Origin of the sequence: Stenotrophomonas koreensis (assembly GCF_001431525.1) — a bacterium.
In the GTDB taxonomy this organism is placed as follows: Bacteria; Pseudomonadota; Gammaproteobacteria; order Xanthomonadales; family Xanthomonadaceae; genus Stenotrophomonas; species Stenotrophomonas koreensis.
The window spans coordinates 121,941-139,107 of the sequence record NZ_LDJH01000013.1; the positions used below are offsets into that span (position 1 = coordinate 121,941).

At 65.8% G+C, this 17,167-nt stretch carries 16 protein-coding genes and 1 tRNA gene; 16 read left to right on the top strand and 1 reads right to left on the bottom strand.

Annotated elements, in window-relative coordinates:
- Window positions 1-553 precede the first annotated feature (553 nt).
- The 9 genes from thrS (at window position 554) to ABB25_RS08705 (ending at window position 8,322) form a co-directional block, all read left to right on the top strand.
- Entirely contained in the window at window positions 554-2,458 is a 1,905-nt protein-coding gene (gene thrS / locus ABB25_RS08665; RefSeq protein ID WP_057665910.1) for a threonine--tRNA ligase, read from the top strand.
- A gap of 48 nt (window positions 2,459-2,506) precedes the next feature.
- Window positions 2,507-3,046, top strand: a complete 540-nt coding sequence (gene infC / locus ABB25_RS08670; protein ID WP_083488212.1) for a translation initiation factor IF-3 — start codon at window positions 2,507-2,509, stop codon at window positions 3,044-3,046.
- A 239-nt stretch (window positions 3,047-3,285) separates the two neighbouring features.
- Window positions 3,286-3,483, top strand: coding sequence for a 50S ribosomal protein L35 (gene rpmI / locus ABB25_RS08675; protein ID WP_010342861.1), 198 nt, complete (start codon window positions 3,286-3,288; stop codon window positions 3,481-3,483).
- Between the two features lie 11 nt (window positions 3,484-3,494).
- Window positions 3,495-3,854 carry a 50S ribosomal protein L20 gene (gene rplT / locus ABB25_RS08680; protein ID WP_057665911.1) on the top strand — a complete coding sequence of 120 codons (360 nt, stop codon included), beginning with the start codon at window positions 3,495-3,497 and terminating at the stop codon, window positions 3,852-3,854.
- A 193-nt stretch (window positions 3,855-4,047) separates the two neighbouring features.
- Window positions 4,048-5,043, top strand: coding sequence for a phenylalanine--tRNA ligase subunit alpha (gene pheS, locus ABB25_RS08685; protein ID WP_057665913.1), 996 nt, complete (start codon window positions 4,048-4,050; stop codon window positions 5,041-5,043).
- Between the two features lie 75 nt (window positions 5,044-5,118).
- The gene (gene pheT, locus ABB25_RS08690; RefSeq protein WP_057665914.1) at window positions 5,119-7,497 is read left to right on the top strand and encodes a phenylalanine--tRNA ligase subunit beta; all 2,379 of its coding nucleotides are present in this window, start codon (window positions 5,119-5,121) and stop codon (window positions 7,495-7,497) included.
- 21 nt (window positions 7,498-7,518) lie between these two features.
- Window positions 7,519-7,818, top strand: a complete 300-nt coding sequence (locus tag ABB25_RS08695; RefSeq protein WP_057665917.1) for an integration host factor subunit alpha — start codon at window positions 7,519-7,521, stop codon at window positions 7,816-7,818.
- Window positions 7,799-8,155 carry a MerR family transcriptional regulator gene (locus tag ABB25_RS08700; RefSeq protein WP_057665918.1) on the top strand — a complete coding sequence of 119 codons (357 nt, stop codon included), beginning with the start codon at window positions 7,799-7,801 and terminating at the stop codon, window positions 8,153-8,155. The genes ABB25_RS08695 and ABB25_RS08700 overlap by 20 nt, the downstream gene beginning before the upstream one ends.
- A gap of 90 nt (window positions 8,156-8,245) precedes the next feature.
- Window positions 8,246-8,322 (top strand) — tRNA-Pro (locus ABB25_RS08705).
- Window positions 8,323-8,428: 106 nt separating this feature from the next.
- Here the strand turns inward: ABB25_RS08705 and ABB25_RS08710 are convergent.
- On the bottom strand, window positions 8,429-9,799 hold the full coding sequence (locus ABB25_RS08710; protein ID WP_057665920.1) for a helix-turn-helix domain-containing protein: 1,371 nt from the start codon (window positions 9,797-9,799) through the stop codon (window positions 8,429-8,431).
- A 112-nt stretch (window positions 9,800-9,911) separates the two neighbouring features.
- Here ABB25_RS08710 and ABB25_RS08715 point away from each other — a divergent pair, with 112 nt between their 5' ends.
- From ABB25_RS08715 to ABB25_RS08745, 7 genes are read left to right on the top strand one after another with little or no spacing between them, the layout of a single operon-like run.
- Window positions 9,912-11,417: a CoA-acylating methylmalonate-semialdehyde dehydrogenase gene (locus tag ABB25_RS08715; RefSeq protein ID WP_057665923.1), complete on the top strand. Its 1,506-nt coding sequence runs from the start codon at window positions 9,912-9,914 to the stop codon at window positions 11,415-11,417.
- Between the two features lie 4 nt (window positions 11,418-11,421).
- Entirely contained in the window at window positions 11,422-12,606 is a 1,185-nt protein-coding gene (locus ABB25_RS08720; protein ID WP_057665925.1) for an acyl-CoA dehydrogenase family protein, read from the top strand.
- The gene (locus ABB25_RS08725) at window positions 12,603-13,400 is read left to right on the top strand and encodes an enoyl-CoA hydratase (RefSeq protein ID WP_057665928.1); all 798 of its coding nucleotides are present in this window, start codon (window positions 12,603-12,605) and stop codon (window positions 13,398-13,400) included. The genes ABB25_RS08720 and ABB25_RS08725 overlap by 4 nt, the downstream gene beginning before the upstream one ends.
- On the top strand, window positions 13,397-14,557 hold the full coding sequence (locus tag ABB25_RS08730; RefSeq protein WP_057665930.1) for an enoyl-CoA hydratase/isomerase family protein: 1,161 nt from the start codon (window positions 13,397-13,399) through the stop codon (window positions 14,555-14,557). The genes ABB25_RS08725 and ABB25_RS08730 overlap by 4 nt, the downstream gene beginning before the upstream one ends.
- 1 nt (window position 14,558) lies before the next feature.
- Window positions 14,559-15,452: a 3-hydroxyisobutyrate dehydrogenase gene (gene mmsB, locus ABB25_RS08735; RefSeq protein ID WP_057665932.1), complete on the top strand. Its 894-nt coding sequence runs from the start codon at window positions 14,559-14,561 to the stop codon at window positions 15,450-15,452.
- A 2-nt stretch (window positions 15,453-15,454) separates the two neighbouring features.
- A complete protein-coding gene (locus ABB25_RS08740; RefSeq protein ID WP_057666110.1) occupies window positions 15,455-16,201 on the top strand; it encodes an electron transfer flavoprotein subunit beta/FixA family protein in 747 nt (248 codons plus the stop codon).
- Complete coding sequence (locus tag ABB25_RS08745; protein WP_057665933.1) at window positions 16,201-17,136, top strand: electron transfer flavoprotein subunit alpha/FixB family protein; 936 nt, start codon at window positions 16,201-16,203, stop codon at window positions 17,134-17,136. Before ABB25_RS08740 ends, ABB25_RS08745 begins: the two co-directional genes overlap by 1 nt.
- The last annotated feature ends 31 nt before the right edge of the window (window positions 17,137-17,167 follow it).

Consider the following 17,167-nt stretch of genomic DNA (forward strand, 5'->3'; position numbering starts at 1 on the left):
GGCTTGCTGGCTTGCTGGCTTGCTGGCTTGCCGACTGGCTCCAGCGGCAAGACGCGGGCAGTCATCGCCAGTAGTTGCTGTCGGGAAATCTCCTTCGCCGTGCCGCCCACCCTTTGGTGGGCAGGCTTTCCGGTTTGCCGACGGGCAGTGGTAGATCAAGCGCCACGCGGCCAGGGGCGTCGTCCAGGTCCGCCCCGCCTGGCCTGGATCATCCCCGGCTGCCTGTCCACTGGCTCCGGCCCCAGTGTTCTGCAGGGCGCTGCCCGCGTTCTGTTGCGGTGGCCGGCTGCCGACGACAGTGGGGTGTGGCGGGGCCGGCAGCCATGGCAAGGGCGGGGTGCTTGTGGTTAAATGTAGCTCCTTGAAACCAACCTCCAGGTGGCCCGCGCCAATGCGCCGGCCGAGTGTGTGACATGGCCACTACCATCTCCTGCTGCTGACGCCACCCGAGGTTGCACCCGTTGCAGGCGCCCTCGTGGCGCTTTTTTTTCGCCCTGATGACGGGCATTCCCGGTTCAATGCGGCCTTGCCGCTCGCTATAGACGATAAATTCATGGTCACCATTACCCTTCCCGACGGCAGTACCCGCCAGTTCGACAACCCGGTCAGCGTCATGGACGTGGCCCAATCCATCGGCGCCGGCCTGGCCAAGGCCACCATTGCCGGTGAAGTGGATGGCAAGCTGGTTGATGCCTGCGACCTGATCAGCAGTGATGCCCGTCTGCGCATCATCACCGCCAAGGACGAGGAGGGCGTGGAAATCATCCGCCACTCCTGCGCCCACCTGGTCGGTCATGCGGTCAAGCAGCTGTATCCGGATGTGAAGATGGTCATCGGCCCGGTGATCAACGAAGGTTTCTACTACGACATCTTCTCCGAGCGCCCGTTCACCCCGGAGGACATGGCCGCCATCGAAAAGCGCATGGCCGAGCTGATTGCCACCGAGTACGACGTGGTCAAGCAGATGACCCCGCGCGCCGAGGTCATCGAGGTCTTCACCGCCCGTGGCGAGGACTACAAGCTGCGCCTGATCCAGGACATGCCTGAAGACGTGACGGCCATGGGCCTGTACCACCACCAGGAATACGTGGACATGTGCCGTGGTCCGCACGTGCCCAACACCCGTTTCCTGAAGGCGTTCAAGCTGACCCGCATTTCCGGCGCCTATTGGCGCGGCGATGCCAACAACGAGCAGCTGCAGCGCATCTACGGCACTGCCTGGGCCGACAAGAAGCAGCTGGATGCCTACATCAAGCGCATCGAGGAAGCCGAAAAGCGCGACCACCGCCGCATCGGCAAGCAGCAGGACCTGTTCCACATCCAGGAAGAGGCGCCGGGCCTGGTGTTCTGGCATCCGAAGGGCTGGTCGATCTGGCAGGAAGTGGAGCAGTACATGCGTGGCGTCTACCGCAAGAGCGGCTATGGCGAAGTGCGTTGCCCGCAGATCCTGGATGTGAGCCTGTGGAAGAAGTCCGGCCACTGGGACAATTACCAGGAGAACATGTTCTTCACCGAGTCGGAAAAGCGCACCTACGCGGTCAAGCCGATGAACTGCCCGGGCCATGTCCAGGTGTTCAACCAGGGCCTGCACAGCTATCGCGACCTGCCGATCCGCTACGGTGAGTTCGGTTCGTGCCACCGCAACGAGCCGACCGGGGCGCTGCACGGCATCCTGCGCGTGCGCGGCTTCACCCAGGACGATGGCCACATCTTCTGCACCGAATCGCAGATCGAATCCGAAGTGACCGCGTTCCACCAGCAGGCGCTGGCGGTCTATCAGCACTTTGGCTTCGAGGACATCCAGATCAAGATCGCGCTGCGCCCGGAATCGCGCCTGGGCGACGATGCCACCTGGGACAAGGCCGAAGGCGCGCTACGCTCGGCCCTGGCTTCCTGTGGTGTGGAATGGCAGGAACTGCCGGGCGAGGGCGCTTTCTACGGTCCGAAGATCGAGTACCACCTCAAGGACGCGATCGGCCGCACCTGGCAGCTGGGAACCATGCAGGTCGATTTCATGATGCCTGGCCGCTTGGGAGCTGAATATGTCGATGAGAACAGCCAGAAGAAGCATCCGGTGATGCTGCACCGGGCCATCGTCGGCTCGATGGAGCGCTTCATCGGCATCCTGATCGAACACCATGCCGGTGTTTTCCCGGCTTGGCTGGCGCCTATTCAGGTCGTGGTGGCCAACATCACCGACGCCCAGGCCGACTACGTTCAGGACGTTCGTAAAACCCTTGCCGCGCAAGGTTTCCGCGTGGAGGCCGATTTGCGCAATGAGAAGATCGGCTATAAGATTCGCGAGCATACGCTGCAGCGCGTGCCCTATCTGCTCGTCGTGGGTGACCGCGAAAAGGAGAACGGGGCCGTGGCGGTACGCACGCGCTCTGGTGAGGATCTTGGCTCAATGCCGGTGGATGCCTTCATCCAGCACCTGCGTGCCGAAGTGCAAGCTTGATCAGCCGGTGCGCCGACCCTCTCCGGTCGGCGCACTGAACCCTACCTTTTGGGAGAGTGGAATATCAGTACCCCGGACAACAAACAGAACCGCAAGAATCAGGAAATCCGAGTGCCGCGCGTCCGCGTGATCGGCAGTGACGGAGAAATGATCGGCGTGTTGACCCGTGACGAAGCATTGGCGCTGGCCGAAGAAGAAGGCCTGGATCTGGTGGAGATCCAGCCGCAGGCCGATCCGCCGGTGTGCAAGGTCATGGACTACGGCAAGTTCCGTTTCGAGGCGCAGAAGCGTGCCAACGAAGCGAAGAAGAAGAGCAAGCAGGTCGAGATCAAGGAAATCAAGTTCCGTCCGGTCACCGATGAAGGTGACTACCAGATCAAGCTGCGCAACATGCGCCGCTTCCTGGAGGAAGGCGACAAGGTCAAGATCAACATCCGCTTCCGTGGCCGTGAAATGAGCCATCAGGATCTGGGCCGTGCGATGGCCAACCGGATCGAGGCTGACCTCGGTGACGAGGTGGTGATCGAATCGCGTCCGCGCCTGGAAGGGCGCCAGATGGTGATGATGATTGCGCCGAAGAAGAAGTAATTCTTCGATCGATGCATCAGGCAAGGGTCGCTGCGGCGGCCCTTTGTCATGTTGGCAGGTTGCTTGCGGCCGGTGCGCCGGGCTGGCATAATGGGCGGCCCGTTTTTCGGGATTGCTGCAAGGCAATAGGAACTGCACGCTCTCATGGTGCGTGTTGATAGGCAGGTTCGGGCAAGGATGGAAAGAGTGGCTTGTGCCAACGCCCTGACCAGTTGACAAAAACCATCAAGGACATAGTTATGCCCAAGATCAAGACCAACCGGGCTGCAGCCAAGCGTTTCCGCAAGACTGCCTCGGGCAAGTACAAGGCTGGCCACGCCAACCGTAGCCACATCCTCACCAAGAAGGCGACCAAGCGGAAGCGTAACCTGCGTCAGACGAACCACGTCCGCGCAGAAGACGCCGGCCGTCTGGACCGCATGCTGCCCTACCTCTGAGGATATAAAACATGGCACGAGTTAAGCGTGGCGTTCAGGCGCGTCGCCGTCACAAGAAGGTTCTGGATCTGGCAAAGGGCTATTACAACGCCCGTCGCAAGGTCTTCCGCGTTGCCAAGCAGGCCGTCATCAAGGCACAGCAGTACGCCTATATCGGCCGTAAGCAGAAGAAGCGCAATTTCCGTTCGCTGTGGATCACCCGCATCAACGCGGCTGCCCGCATCAACGGCATGAGCTACAGCCGTTTCATGAACGGTCTGCTCAAGGCTGGCATCACCCTGGATCGCAAGGTCCTGGCTGATATCGCCGTGCACGACGCAGCCGGTTTTGCTGCCCTGGCTGAAAAGGCCAAGGCTGCCCTGGCTGCCTAAGTCCTTCTCCCACGGCCGTTGCCGTTGACGCAACGGCTGAGCGGGCAGGCAACGACATGGGGAAGGGCGTAAAGTCCTTCCCCATTTCTATTTCCAGCGGCCGGCGCGATGCGCGGGCCGCATGCGCAGGCGACGCGGGGTCGGCCCGTTGCCTGGCGCACCGGCATTCCGACTGAAGGTCTTTCGTCGCTCCATGACTGACATCCAAACCCTGACTGCACAGGCGCTGGCCGATGTGGCCGCTGCCCCGAGCCCCGAGGCGCTCGAGGCGCTGCGTGTGAACCTGCTCGGCAAGAGCGGCACGATCACTGCCCAGCTCAAACAGCTCGGTGCGCTGCCGGCCGAGGAACGCAAGGCCGCCGGCGAGGCCATCAACCGCGCCAAGGAGGCCGTCGCCGCTGCCCTGGGCGAGCGCCGTGTGGTACTGGATGCGGCGGCATTGGCTGCACGCCTGGCTGCCGAGACCGTGGATGTCACCCTGCCGGGCCGCAATGGCGAGCGCGGTGGCCTGCATCCGGTGACCCGTGCGCTGGAGCGCATCACCGAGATCTTTGGCCGCCTGGGCTATGAGCTGAGCGAAGGTCCGGAAATCGAGGACGACTGGCACAACTTCGAGGCGCTGAATTTCCCGCCGCACCATCCAGCGCGCGCCATGCACGACACCTTCTATTTCGGCGATGGCCGCCTGCTGCGCACCCACACCTCCGGTGTGCAGGTGCGTTACATGGAAAACCACCAACCGCCGCTGCGCATGATCGCTGCCGGCAAGGTCTACCGCTCCGATTCGGACCAGACCCATTCGCCGATGTTCCACCAGGTCGAAGGCCTGCTGGTGGACGAGCACGCCAATTTCGCTGACCTGAAGGGCACCCTGTCCGAGTTCGTGCGCGCCTTTTTCGAGCGCGATTTCGACATGCGCTTCCGCCCGAGCTATTTCCCGTTCACCGAGCCGTCGGCCGAGGTCGATATCGCCTGGCAGCAGCCCGATGGCAGCACCCGCTGGCTGGAAGTGCTCGGCTGCGGCATGGTCCACCCGAATGTGCTGCGTGGCCTGGGCATCGATCCGGAAAAGTACACCGGTTTTGCCTTCGGCCTGGGCGTGGAGCGCTTTGCGATGCTGCGTTACGGCGTCAACGACCTGCGGGCCTTCTACGAGAACGACGTGCGCTTCCTGCGCCAGTTCGCCTGATTGCCCGGTCGGCCCGTGCGCGGGCCGGTGGATTGCTACGGCAGGTGCGAGCCTGCCCTTGGGAATACGACAACGATGAAATTCTCGGAAAACTGGCTGCGCAGCCACGTCAAGGTGACGGCATCGCGCGATGAACTCAGCGCCGTGCTGACCGCCATCGGCCTGGAAGTGGAAGAGGTGACCGCGATGGGCCAGGGCCTGGACCAGGTGGTGGTGGCGCGCATCATCAGCGCCGAACGCCATCCCGAAGCCGACCGCCTGCAGGTCTGTCAGGTCGATGCCGGGCAGGGCGAGCCGCTGCAGATCGTCTGCGGTGCCCCCAATGCCCGCGCCGGTCTGGTCGCGCCGCTGGCGATGATTGGCGCCGCCTTTGGCGACTTCAAGATCAAGGCCGCCAAGCTGCGCGGCGTGGCCTCCAACGGCATGCTGTGCTCGGCCAAGGAGCTGGGTCTGGACGAGGATGCCTCCGGCCTGCTCGAGCTGCCCGATGACGCGCCGGTCGGCACCCCGATCGCCGACTACCTGCAGCTGCCCGATGCCAGCATCGAGATCAAACTGACCCCCAACCGCGCCGATTGTTTCTCCATCCGCGGCATTGCTTTTGACGTGGCCGCTGCCTGCGGCAGTACCGTGGAGCCGTTCGACTTCGCCCCGGTGGCCGCCAGCATCGAGCGCAGCGTGCCGGTTACCCTGAACGCCGGCAGCGATGCGCCGCGTTTTGCCGGCCGCGTCGTTACTGGCGTCAATGCCCGCGCCCAGACTCCGATCTGGATGGCCGAGCGCCTGCGCCGTGCCGGCATCCGTCCGGTCAGCCTGCTGGTGGACATCACCCAGTACGTGATGATCGAACTGGGCCAGCCCATGCATGCCTACGATCTGGACACGCTGCAAGGCCAGGTCGGCGTGCGCCTGTCGCGCGCCGGCGAAAGCCTGAAGCTGCTGGACGGCCGCGATGCGGCGCTGGACGACAGCTTCCTGGTGGTCACCGATGGCGACCGTCCGGTCGGTCTGGCCGGCCTGATGGGCGGCTTCGAGTCGCGCGTCACCGATGACACCACGTCCGTGTTCCTGGAGGCAGCGCACTTCGCGCCGGCCGCCATCATGGGCCGTGGCCGCAAGCTGGGCCTGCACACCGATGCCAGCCACCGCTTCGAGCGCGGCGTGGATCCGCAGCTGCCGGCCACCGCCATCGAATATGCCACCCGCCTGCTCATCGATCTGGCCGGCGGCCAGGCCGGTCCGGTGCAGGTGACCGATATCGCTGAAGGCCTGTCGATGCCGCAGCCGATCACCCTGCGTCGTGCGCGTATTGCCCGCGTGCTGGGCATGGCCATTGCCGATGCCGACGTGGCGCGCATCCTGCGGGCGCTGGGCATGAACGTGGTCGACACCGCCGAGGGCTGGCAGGTCACCGCGCCGAGCAGCCGCTTCGATATCGCCATCGAAGAGGACCTGATCGAGGAACTGGCCCGCATCCACGGCTATGACCGTATTCCGACCACCCTGCCGGCCGGTGCCTCGCGCATTGCCGCCGGCAGCGAAGAAGTGCTGGACCAGGCCACCGTGCGTCGCCAGCTGGTCGCCCGCGGCATGCTGGAAAACATCAACTTTGCCTTCGTCGATGCCACCTGGCTGCAGGCCTGGGGCATGACCGACGGGCAGGTGGCCCTGGCCAATCCGCTGTCGGCCGAGCTGGCGGTGATGCGTCCTTCGCTGTTGCCGGGCCTGGTTGCGGCACTGGGCCGCAATGTTGCCCGTCAGGCCGGCCGCGTGCGTGCTTTCGAGCTGGGCCGCGTGTTCCATGCCCCGGCCGTGGCCGGTGAGGCGCCGGTCGAAACCCGCCGCATTGCCGCTGCCGTCTGTGGCGACGCGCTGGCGCTGCAGTGGGGCGTTGCCGCCCGCAAGGTCGATTTCCACGACATCAAGGGCGACCTGGAAGCGCTGGCTGCTGCCAGCGGTGCGCGCCTGGCTTTCGCTCCGAGCGCGCCGGCCCATGCCCATCCGGGTCGTTCGGCCGATGTGCTGCGCGATGGCGTGCGCATTGGTTGGGTTGGCCAGCTGCATCCGTCGCTGGTGGATACGCTGGAGATCGGTGCCGAGGTCTATGCCTTCGAACTGGATCTGGATGCGCTGCTGGCCCGGGAGCTGCCGCAGGCCGACAAACTGTCGCGCTTCCCGTCCACCCGCCGCGATCTGGCCTTCCTGGTGCCCGACAGCGTCAATTGGGCCGACCTGCGTGCCACGGCGCTGGCCGCCGGTGGCGAACTGTTGCGCGATGTCGTGCTGTTTGACCGTTACGTGGGGCCGGGCGTGGAGCCGGGCCACAAGAGCCTGGCCATGGGCTTGATTTTGCAGCACGCCTCGCGCACCCTGAGCGATGCGGATATTGAACCGGTGGTCACTGCCGCGGTAGCCGCGATCGAGCAGCAACATCAGGCGCGCATGCGCGCCTGACCACCTCGGGGGAGTGAGTGGATGGCGTTGACCAAAGCGGAGATGGCCGAGCGTTTGTTTGACGAGGTTGGGTTGAACAAGCGCGAAGCCAAGGAATTTGTCGATGCGTTCTTTGACGTATTGCGCGAATCCCTGGAGCAGGGGCAGCAGGTCAAGTTGTCGGGGTTTGGCAACTTTGACCTGCGCCGCAAAAACCAGCGCCCCGGGCGCAATCCCAAGACCGGTGAAGAAATTCCGATCTGCGCCCGCACCGTGGTGACCTTCCGCCCGGGCCAGAAGCTCAAGGAAAGGGTGGAATCGTATGCTGGATCCGGGCAGTAACCGCGAACTACCGCCGATCCCGGCCAAGCGCTACTTCACCATCGGTGAGGTGGCCGAGCTGTGCGATGTCAAACAGCATGTGCTGCGCTACTGGGAAACCGAGTTCCCGTCGCTGGACCCGGTCAAGCGGCGCGGCAACCGCCGTTACTACCAGCGCCATGATGTACTGGTGGTGCGGCAGATCCGCAGCCTGCTGTACGAGCAGGGCTATACCATCGGTGGTGCACGCCAGCGCCTGGAAGGTAGTGAAGGCCGGCAGGAATCGGCCATCAGCCACCAGATCGTGCGCCAGGTGCGGATGGAGCTGGAAGAAGTGCTGCAGATGCTCAAGCGCTGAAACGCAAGCTTGAAAAAGCTGGCAATACCGGGTTTCACTGCCTATAATGGCCGTCTGCTTCACGGCTTGGCCGTAAAGCAAAGCAAGTTACGGGGCGTAGCGCAGCCTGGTAGCGCATCTGCCTGGGGGGCAGAGGGTCGTCGGTTCGAATCCGGCCGTCCCGACCAACTTGCCGATAAAAAAACCCGCCTGGATTGGCGGGTTTTTTGTTGCCTCAAATCCACCGATTGCCGCGGCATCGGCGCGCGGCAAACTCGGCGGCATCACCGCCTGTCACGATTTTCCCGGCAATGCGGCGAAGGCGCGCTGCATGCAGTCCTCGCGCGGGCAGACCCGGCAGCCCGGGCCGATCGGTACCGCGTTGCTGGGGTTCTGGGTATCCAGGCCGCGGGCATAGACCAGCCGGTCGGCGTGCTGCAGCTCGCAGCCGAGGGCGACGGCGAAGGTCTTGCGCGGTTGGCCATGGCCGACCGGGCCGCTGCTGACCTGGCGTGCCAGCCAGAAATGGCGCCGGCCATCAGGCATCCGCGCCACCTGGGTGAGGATGCGCCCGGGCTGGTTGAAGGCCTCGTAGATGATCCACAGCGGACAGGAGCCGCCGACCTGGGAAAAGTGGAAATCGGTGGCCGAGTGGCGCTTGGAAATATTCCCGGCGCGGTCTACCCGGATGAAGAAGAACGGCAGGCCTGCCGCACCGCGCCGGGCCAGGGTGCTCAAGCGATGGCAGACCGCTTCGAAACCGACGCCAAACAGATGCGCCAGGTGTTCGATGTCGTAGCGGCTCTGTTCGGCCGCCTGCAAAAACCGTTGATAGGGCATCACCAGCGCGCCGGCGAAGTAATTGGACAGGCCGATGGAGGCCTGGGCCAGCTGCGCCGGCTCGGTAAAACCGGTACGCGCGATGACCTGGTCGATCTGCTCGCGATAGCCCAGCAGGGCCAGCTGGGCGGCAATCTGGAAGGCCTGCTGGCCGGGTTCCAGGTAATCGGGCAGCCACAGGCGGCGGCTGCGCTCGTCGAGCAGGCGTTTTTCCCGACCGACCTGCAGCGGCGCCACCTCGGTCAGCACACCGTGCCGGTCGGCCAGGATCTGGCGCAGCCGTTGCGGCATGTTGGCCGGTGTCAGCCCCCATTCGCCGTACAGCTGCTCGGCCAGTGCATCCAGCTCGGGGATGTGGTTGTGCATGCGGTTGAAGAAGTCGCGCACCAGGTCACTGGCCGGCAAATGCTGCCCGGCATCGGGCGCGCCGAGGCGGAACTCCAGCGCGGCGGCATGCTCGCGCAAGGCCAGGTGCTGACGGTGCAGGTCCAGCAGCGCCTGGCTGACTTGAGGCAGGTTGCCGGCCAGTGCACGCAGTTCCTGTGCGCTGATGTCGCTCAGGCCGAGGTCACGCAGGGTGTCGGCCAGTGCCTGTTGCAGGGCCGCGGGCTGGTCATGGTCGAACAACCCGCCCAGCGAGCCCAGCACCTGGGACAGCCGCTGCTGGATGGCCGCCGTCAGTGGGCGCTTGTTCTTCTCGATCTGGTTCAGATAACTGGCCGAAATGCCCAGGGCCCTGGCCAGCGCGGCCTGGCTGTAACCGGCGTGTTCGCGCAGCCGTGTCAGGCGCAGGCCAACAGGCGAGTTTCGCGGATGATCATTCACAAAATTTACAAATTTCGTGCGGGTGGTTGGCGATATTAAGCGCAATTTGGCCGGTGCTGCAGCCTTTGGTTGTGAATAATGCAAATCATCCTTCACACCTACCGGGATTCCCATGACTGCCAGTACCCCCCGCATTCCCCTGTTGATCGACGGCGAATTTGTCCAGTCCGCTACCGGCCACTGGCAGGAAGTGGTCAACCCGGCCACCCAGCAAGTGCTGGCCCAGGTGCCGATGGCCACGATGGACGAGGTCAATGCGGCCGTCGCTGCGGCCAAGGAAGCGTTCAAGAGCTGGCGCAAGACGCCGATCGGCACCCGTGCGCGGATCTTCCTGAAGTACCAGCAGCTGATCCGTGAAAACATGCCCGAACTGGCGGCACTGCTGAGCGCCGAACAGGGCAAGACCCTGCCCGATGCCGAGGGCGACGTGTTCCGTGGCCTGGAGGTGGTCGAGCATGCCGCGGCGATCGGCAACCTGCAGCTGGGTGAGCTGGCCAACAACGTGGCCAATGGCGTGGATACCTACACCCTGATGCAGCCGCTGGGCGTGTGCGCCGGCATCACCCCGTTCAATTTCCCGGCGATGATCCCGCTGTGGATGTTCCCGATGGCCATCGCCACCGGCAACACCTTCCTGCTCAAGCCGTCCGAGCAGGACCCGATGGTGACCATGCGTCTGGTCGAGCTGGCGCTGGAGGCCGGCATTCCCAAGGGCGTGCTCAATGTCGTGCACGGTGGCAAGGACGTGGTCAATGCGATCTGCGACCACCCGGACATCCAGGCCGTCTCCTTTGTCGGCTCCACCCCGGTGGGTACGCACGTCTACAACCGCGCCTCGCAGGCCGGCAAGCGCGTGCAGTGCATGATGGGGGCCAAGAACCATGCCGTGGTGCTGCCCGATGCCAACAAGGAGCAGACCCTCAATGCGCTGGCCGGTGCCGCCTTCGGTGCGGCCGGCCAGCGCTGCATGGCCGCCTCCACCCTGGTGCTGGTGGGCGAGGCGCGTGGCTGGGTGGCCGAACTGGTGGAAAAGGCCAGGACCTTGAAGGTTGGCCCGGGCAATGCGCCGGGCGTGGATGTCGGCCCGGTGATTTCCTGTGCCGCACGCAGCCGCATCGAAGGCCTGATCGCCTCGGGCGTTGAGCAGGGCGCGCGGCTGGTGCTGGATGGCCGCAACCCGCAGGTGCCGGGGTTCGAGAACGGCAATTTCATCGGCCCGACGATCTTTGCCGGGGTGACCACCGACATGCGCATCTACCAGGAGGAGATCTTCGGGCCGGTGCTGGTGATCCTGGAAGCGGAAACCCTGGATGAGGCGATTGCCCTGGTCAATGCCAACCCCAATGGCAACGGCACTGCGGTGTTCACCCAGTCCGGCGCGGCGGCACGCAAGTTCCAGGAGGAAATCGATGTCGGCCAGGTCGGCATCAATGTGCCGATCCCGGTGCCGGTGCCGCTGTTCTCCTTCACCGGCTCGCGTGCTTCCAAGCTCGGCGACCTCGGCCCGTACGGCAAGCAGGTGGTGCTGTTCTACACCCAGACCAAGACCGTCACCGCCCGCTGGTTCGACGATTCCACGCTGGGCCACGGCGTCAACACCACCATCAGCCTGAAGTGATGCCATGAGTGAGCACAACAGTGCAGCCGGTCCGGCCGATTTCGGCCTGAGCGAAGAACAGGTCGCCTTCCGCAGTGCGGCCGCCGCGTTTGCCGCCACCGAGCTGGCCCCGCATGCCCGCCACTGGGATGCCGAGGGCATCTTCCCGCGCGAGGCGATCGCCAAGGCCGGCGAGCTTGGGTTTTGCGGGATCTACACCCCGGAAAGCGAGGGCGGCATCGGCCTGTCACGGCTGGATGCGGCGCTGATCTTCGAGGAGCTGGCCACCGCCGACCCCTCCACCGCGGCCTACATCAGCATCCACAACATGGCCACCTGGATGATCGCCAGCTGGGGCCAGCCGGCGCTGCGCGCGCAGTGGTCGGCGGCAATGGCCAGTGGCCAGCTACTGGGCTCGTACTGCCTGACCGAGCCGGGTGCCGGCTCCGATGCCGCCTCGCTCAGGACCCGCGCGGTGCGCCAGGGCGATGAGTACGTGCTTGACGGCAGCAAGGCCTTCATCTCCGGCGCCGGGGCCACCGACATGCTGGTGGTGATGGCGCGCACCGGCGGTGAGGGTGCACGCGGGATCAGCGCCATTGCGGTGCCGGCCAACCTGCCGGGCATCGAATACGGGAAGAAGGAAGAAAAGATGGGCTGGAACAGCCAGCCCACGCGCACCATCAGCTTTACCGGGGTGCGCGTGCCGGTGGCCAACCGCCTGGGCGAGGAGGGCGAGGGCTTCAAGATCGCGATGAAGGGCCTGGATGGCGGCCGCCTGAACATTGCCGCCTGCTCGCTGGGTGCGGCCCAGGGGGCACTGGATGCGGCCCGGCGTTACCTGCGCGAGCGCAGCCAGTTCGGCCAGGCGCTGGCCCAGTTCCAGGCGCTGCAGTTCAAGCTGGCCGACATGGCCACCGAGCTGGTCGCCGCCCGCCAGATGGTGCATGGCGCGGCCCGCCGGCTGGATGCACGCAGCAGCGATGCCACGGTGTGGTGCGCGATGGCCAAGCGCTTTGCTACCGATGCCGGCTTTGCCGTCTGCAACGAGGCACTGCAGCTGCACGGCGGCTACGGCTACATCCGCGAGTACCCGGTCGAACGCCTGCTGCGTGACAGCCGTGTCCACCAGATCCTGGAAGGCACCAACGAGATCATGCGGGTGATCGTGGCCCGCCACCTGCTCAATACCGAGGAACCCCTGCGATGACCGATTACACCACCCAGGCCTGGGCCGGCCTGCAGCTGGAAGTACGCCAGCACACCGCCATCGTCACCCTGTGCAACCCGCCGGCGCACACCTGGACGGTGGACAGCCTCAATGCCCTGCGCGACCTGGTGGCGCAGATCAATGCCGACCGCAGCATCTACGCGCTGGTGATCACCGGGCAGGGCGGCAAGTTCTTCAGTGCCGGTGCGGACCTGAAGCAGTTTGCCAGTGGCGACAAGGCCGCTGCCCGCGCTGCGGCGCGTGCCTTCGGCCAGGCCTTCGAAGCGCTGGCCGGCTTCCGTGGGGTATCGATCGCGGCGATCAACGGCTATGCGATGGGCGGTGGGCTGGAGTGTGCGCTGGCCTGTGACCTGCGCATCATCGAGGCCCATGCCCAGGTCGCCCTACCCGAAGCCACCGTCGGCCTGCTGCCCTGTGCCGGCGGTACCCAGAACCTGACCCGGCTGGTCGGCGAGGGCTGGGCCAAGCGGATGATCCTGCTGGGCGAGCGCATCGATGCCGATACCGCGCTGGCCATCGGCCTGGCCGAAGCCCGGGCCGAGACCGGCCAGGGCCTGGCTCTGGCGCTGGAGTGGGCCGACAAGGCGGCACGGCAGAGCCCGACCAGCGTGGCCGCGTGCAAGACCCTGGTCCAGTCCACCCGCTACGGCACCCATGCCGCCGCGCTGGTGGCCGAGCGCGAGGCCTTCGTCGACCTGTTTGACAGTGCCGACCAGGCCGAAGGCGTCAACGCCTTCCTGGAAAAGCGCGCCCCGCAATGGAAGAACGCATGAACACGGAAGACCAGGCACCGGTACTGTTCGAACAGCGGGTGGGGGTGGATGGCGCGGTGATCGGCATCGCCACCCTCAACGCCCCGCGCACGCTCAATGGTTTTTCGCTGGCGATGGCGCAGCTGCTCGGCGAACAGCTGCAGCGCTGGGCGCGCGACCCGGCGGTGGCCGTGGTGGTGTTGCAGGGGGCCGGCGAGAAGGCCTTCTGCGCCGGCGGCGACCTGCACGGGCTGTACCGCAGCATGTGCGAGTACCGCCAGGCCGGGCACAGCGACATCACCGCCAATGCCTTTGCCAGCGAGTTTTTCGCCACCGAGTACCGGCTGGATCACGCCATCCACCATTACCCCAAGCCGCTGCTGTGCTGGGGCCATGGCATCGTGATGGGCGGCGGGCTGGGCCTGATGGGCGGTGCCAGCCACCGCGTGGTCAGCGAGCGCTCGCGGCTGGCATTTCCGGAGATCAGCGTCGGCCTGTTCCCCGATGTCGGCGGCACCTGGCTGCTGCAGCGGGTACCGGGCAATGCCGGCCTGTTCCTGGGCCTGACCGGCGCCCAGCTCGGCCCGTCCGATGCGATCCATGCTGGCCTGGCCGATGTGCATATTGCCGAGCAGCAGCGCGATGCCGTGTTCCAGGCGCTGCAGGCGCAGCCCTGGCAGGCCGATGCGCAGGCCAACCGGCGGGCGCTGGGCGATCTTCTGCAGGGCTTTGCCAGCACGGCGCCGGCCGGGCCGTTGCAGCAGCATGCCGCGCTGATCGACCAGCTGTGCGAGGACGACGGGCTGGAAGCTGTGGTCGGGCGGATCCTGGCCATCGACAGTGACGATGCCTGGCTGCAGTCAGCAGTGAAGACCCTGGCCCACGGTGCGCCGGGGTCGGCACGCCTGGCTTATGCACTGCGCCAGCGCGGGCAGGGCGCCAGCCTGGCCGAGGTGTTCCGGCTGGAATACACCGTGGCCCTGCATGGCTGTGCCCATGGCGATTTTGCCGAAGGCATCCGCGCCCTGCTGATCGACAAGGACCGCAACCCGCAGTGGCAGCCGGCCACCCTGGCCGAGGCCAGCGCCGCGTGGGCCGAGACCTTCTTTACCGCGCCGTGGCCGGCCGACCGGCATCCTTTGGCCGACCTTGGCCGCGATGACTTGATGAGGAACTGACATGAGCCGTATTGCATTCATTGGCCTGGGCAACATGGGCGGGCCGATGGCCATCAACCTGGCCAAGGCCGGGCACCAGGTCCACGCGTTCGACCTCAGTGCCGACGCCCTCGCGGCCGTGGTCGCGGGCGGGGCACAGGCCGCTGCCAGCGCCGCCGAGGCGGTGGCCAATGCCGAGGTGGTGATCTCGATGCTGCCGGCCAGCCGGCACGTCGAAGGCCTGTACCTGGGCGAGGGCGGCCTGCTGGCACAGATCCCGGCCGGCGCGCTGGTGATCGACAGCAGCACGATTGCCCCGGCCTCGGCGCAGAAGGTGGCCCAGGCCGCCAGTGCCCGCGGGCTGCAGATGCTCGATGCCCCGGTCTCCGGTGGCACTGCCGGCGCCCAGGCCGGCACCCTGACCTTCATCGTCGGCGGTGAGGCCGCGGTGCTGGAGCGCGCACGCCCCTACCTGCAGGCGATGGGCAAGAACATCTTCCACGTCGGCGCCAACGGTGCAGGCCAGGTTGCCAAGCTGTGCAACAACATGGCACTGGGCGTGATCATGGCAGCCACCGGCGAGGCGCTCTCGCTGGGTGTGGCCCATGGCCTGGACCCGAAGGTGCTCTCGCAGATGATGGCCGTCAGCACCGGGCGCAGCTGGGCCACCGAGGTCTGCAACCCGTGGCCGGACGTGCTGGAAAACGCCCCGGCCTCGCGCGGCTACAGCGGTGGTTTCGGCAATGACCTGATGCTCAAGGACCTGGGCCTGGCGGCCGAGGCGGCGATGGCCAAGGGTGCGTCGATCCCGCTCGGCGAGCTGGCGCGCAACCTGTACTCGATCAACAGCCAGCGCGGCAACGGCGGGCTGGATTTCTCCAGTGTGATCAAGCTGTTCAACAAGGAGGGCGCATGAGCCTGAAAATCCTCGTCGCGTACAAGCGCGTTGTGGACTACAACGTCCGTATCCAGGTCAAGCCTGACGGATCGGGTGTGGTCACCGACGGCGTCAAGCTCTCGCCCAATCCGTTTGATGAAATCGCCTTGGAAGAGGCCCTGCGCCTGCGCGATGCCGGCATTGCCAGCGAGGTGGTCGTGGCCACCATCGCCCCGGCCGATGCCCAGGCCCACCTGCGCAACGGCCTGGCGATGGGCGCCAACCGCGCCATCCACGTGGTCACCGATGCGGCGATCCAGCCGCTGACCGCCGCGCGCACCCTGCTCAAGCTGGTGGAAACCGAGCAGCCGGACATCGTGCTGCTGGGCAAGCAGGCCATCGACGATGATGCCAACCAGACCGGGCAGATGCTGGCCACGCTGTGGGGCCGTCCGCAGGCCACCTTCGCCTCCAAGGTCGAGATTGCCGACGGCAAGGCCACGGTGACCCGTGAAGTCGATGCTGGTCTGGAAGTGCTGGAAGTCGATCTGCCGGCGGTGATCACCACCGATTTGCGCCTGAACGAGCCGCGCTTCATCAAGCTGCCGGACATCATGAAGGCCAAGGCCAAGCCGCTGCAGACCCTGCCGCTGGCCGAGCTGGGCGTTGAAGCCGCCGACACCTTTGAAACCACCGCCTATGCCCCGCCGGCCAAGCGCTCCAAGGGGATCATGGTCAAGGACGCCGCCGAACTGGTGGCTGTACTGAAGCAGAAGGGGTTGCTGTGATGTCCAAGGTACTTGTCATTGCCGAACACCTGCACGGCCAGCTCAATGCCGCCGTGGCCAAGACCGTGACCGCCGCCGTGGCGGTGGGTGGCCAGGTCGACGTGCTGGTGCTGGCCGCCGACCCGGCCGGCGTGGCCGCACAGGCCGCGCAGATTGCCGGCGTCAGCCGCGTGCTGACCATCGCCAACCCGGCCAACGCCCATGCCGTGGCCCAGGTGCTGGCACCGCAGATCGCCAAGGCCGCTGCCGGTTACAGCCACGTGTTCGGCCCGTCCACCACCACCGGCAAGGACCTTATGCCGGCCGTGGCCGCGCTGCTCGGCGTCAACCAGGTCTCCGACCTGATGACGGTGATCGATGCGCACACCTTCCAGCGCCCGATCTACGCCGGCAACGCGATCATCACCGTGAAGACCCCGGCCGACCAGGTCGTGGTCGCCACCGTGCGTGCCGCCTCCTGGGCCAGCGCCGCCGCCGGTGGCAATGCCGCCATCGAGGCAATCAGCGTTGATGCCACCCTGCCGACCCACACCCGCTTTGTCTCGCTGACCTCGGGCAAGAGCGACCGCCCGGACCTGCAGAGCGCAAAGCGTGTGGTCTCCGGTGGCCGCGGTGTCGGCTCGGCCGAAAACTTCGAAGTGATCTACAAGCTGGCCGACAAACTCGGTGCCGGCGTTGGCGCCTCGCGCGCAGCGGTGGATGCCGGCTACGTGCCCAGCGACATGCAGGTCGGCCAGACCGGCAAGATCATCGCCCCGGAGCTGTACGTGGCGGTGGGCATCAGCGGTGCGATCCAGCACCTGACCGGGATCAAGGACGCCGGCACCATCGTGGCGATCAACAAGGACGCCGACGCGCCGATCTTCGAGGTCGCCGACATCGGCCTGGTGGGTGACCTGTTCACGTTGTTGCCGGAGCTGGAAGCGTTGATTTGACGCCTGCATCGACCAAAGGCGAAAGGCATCG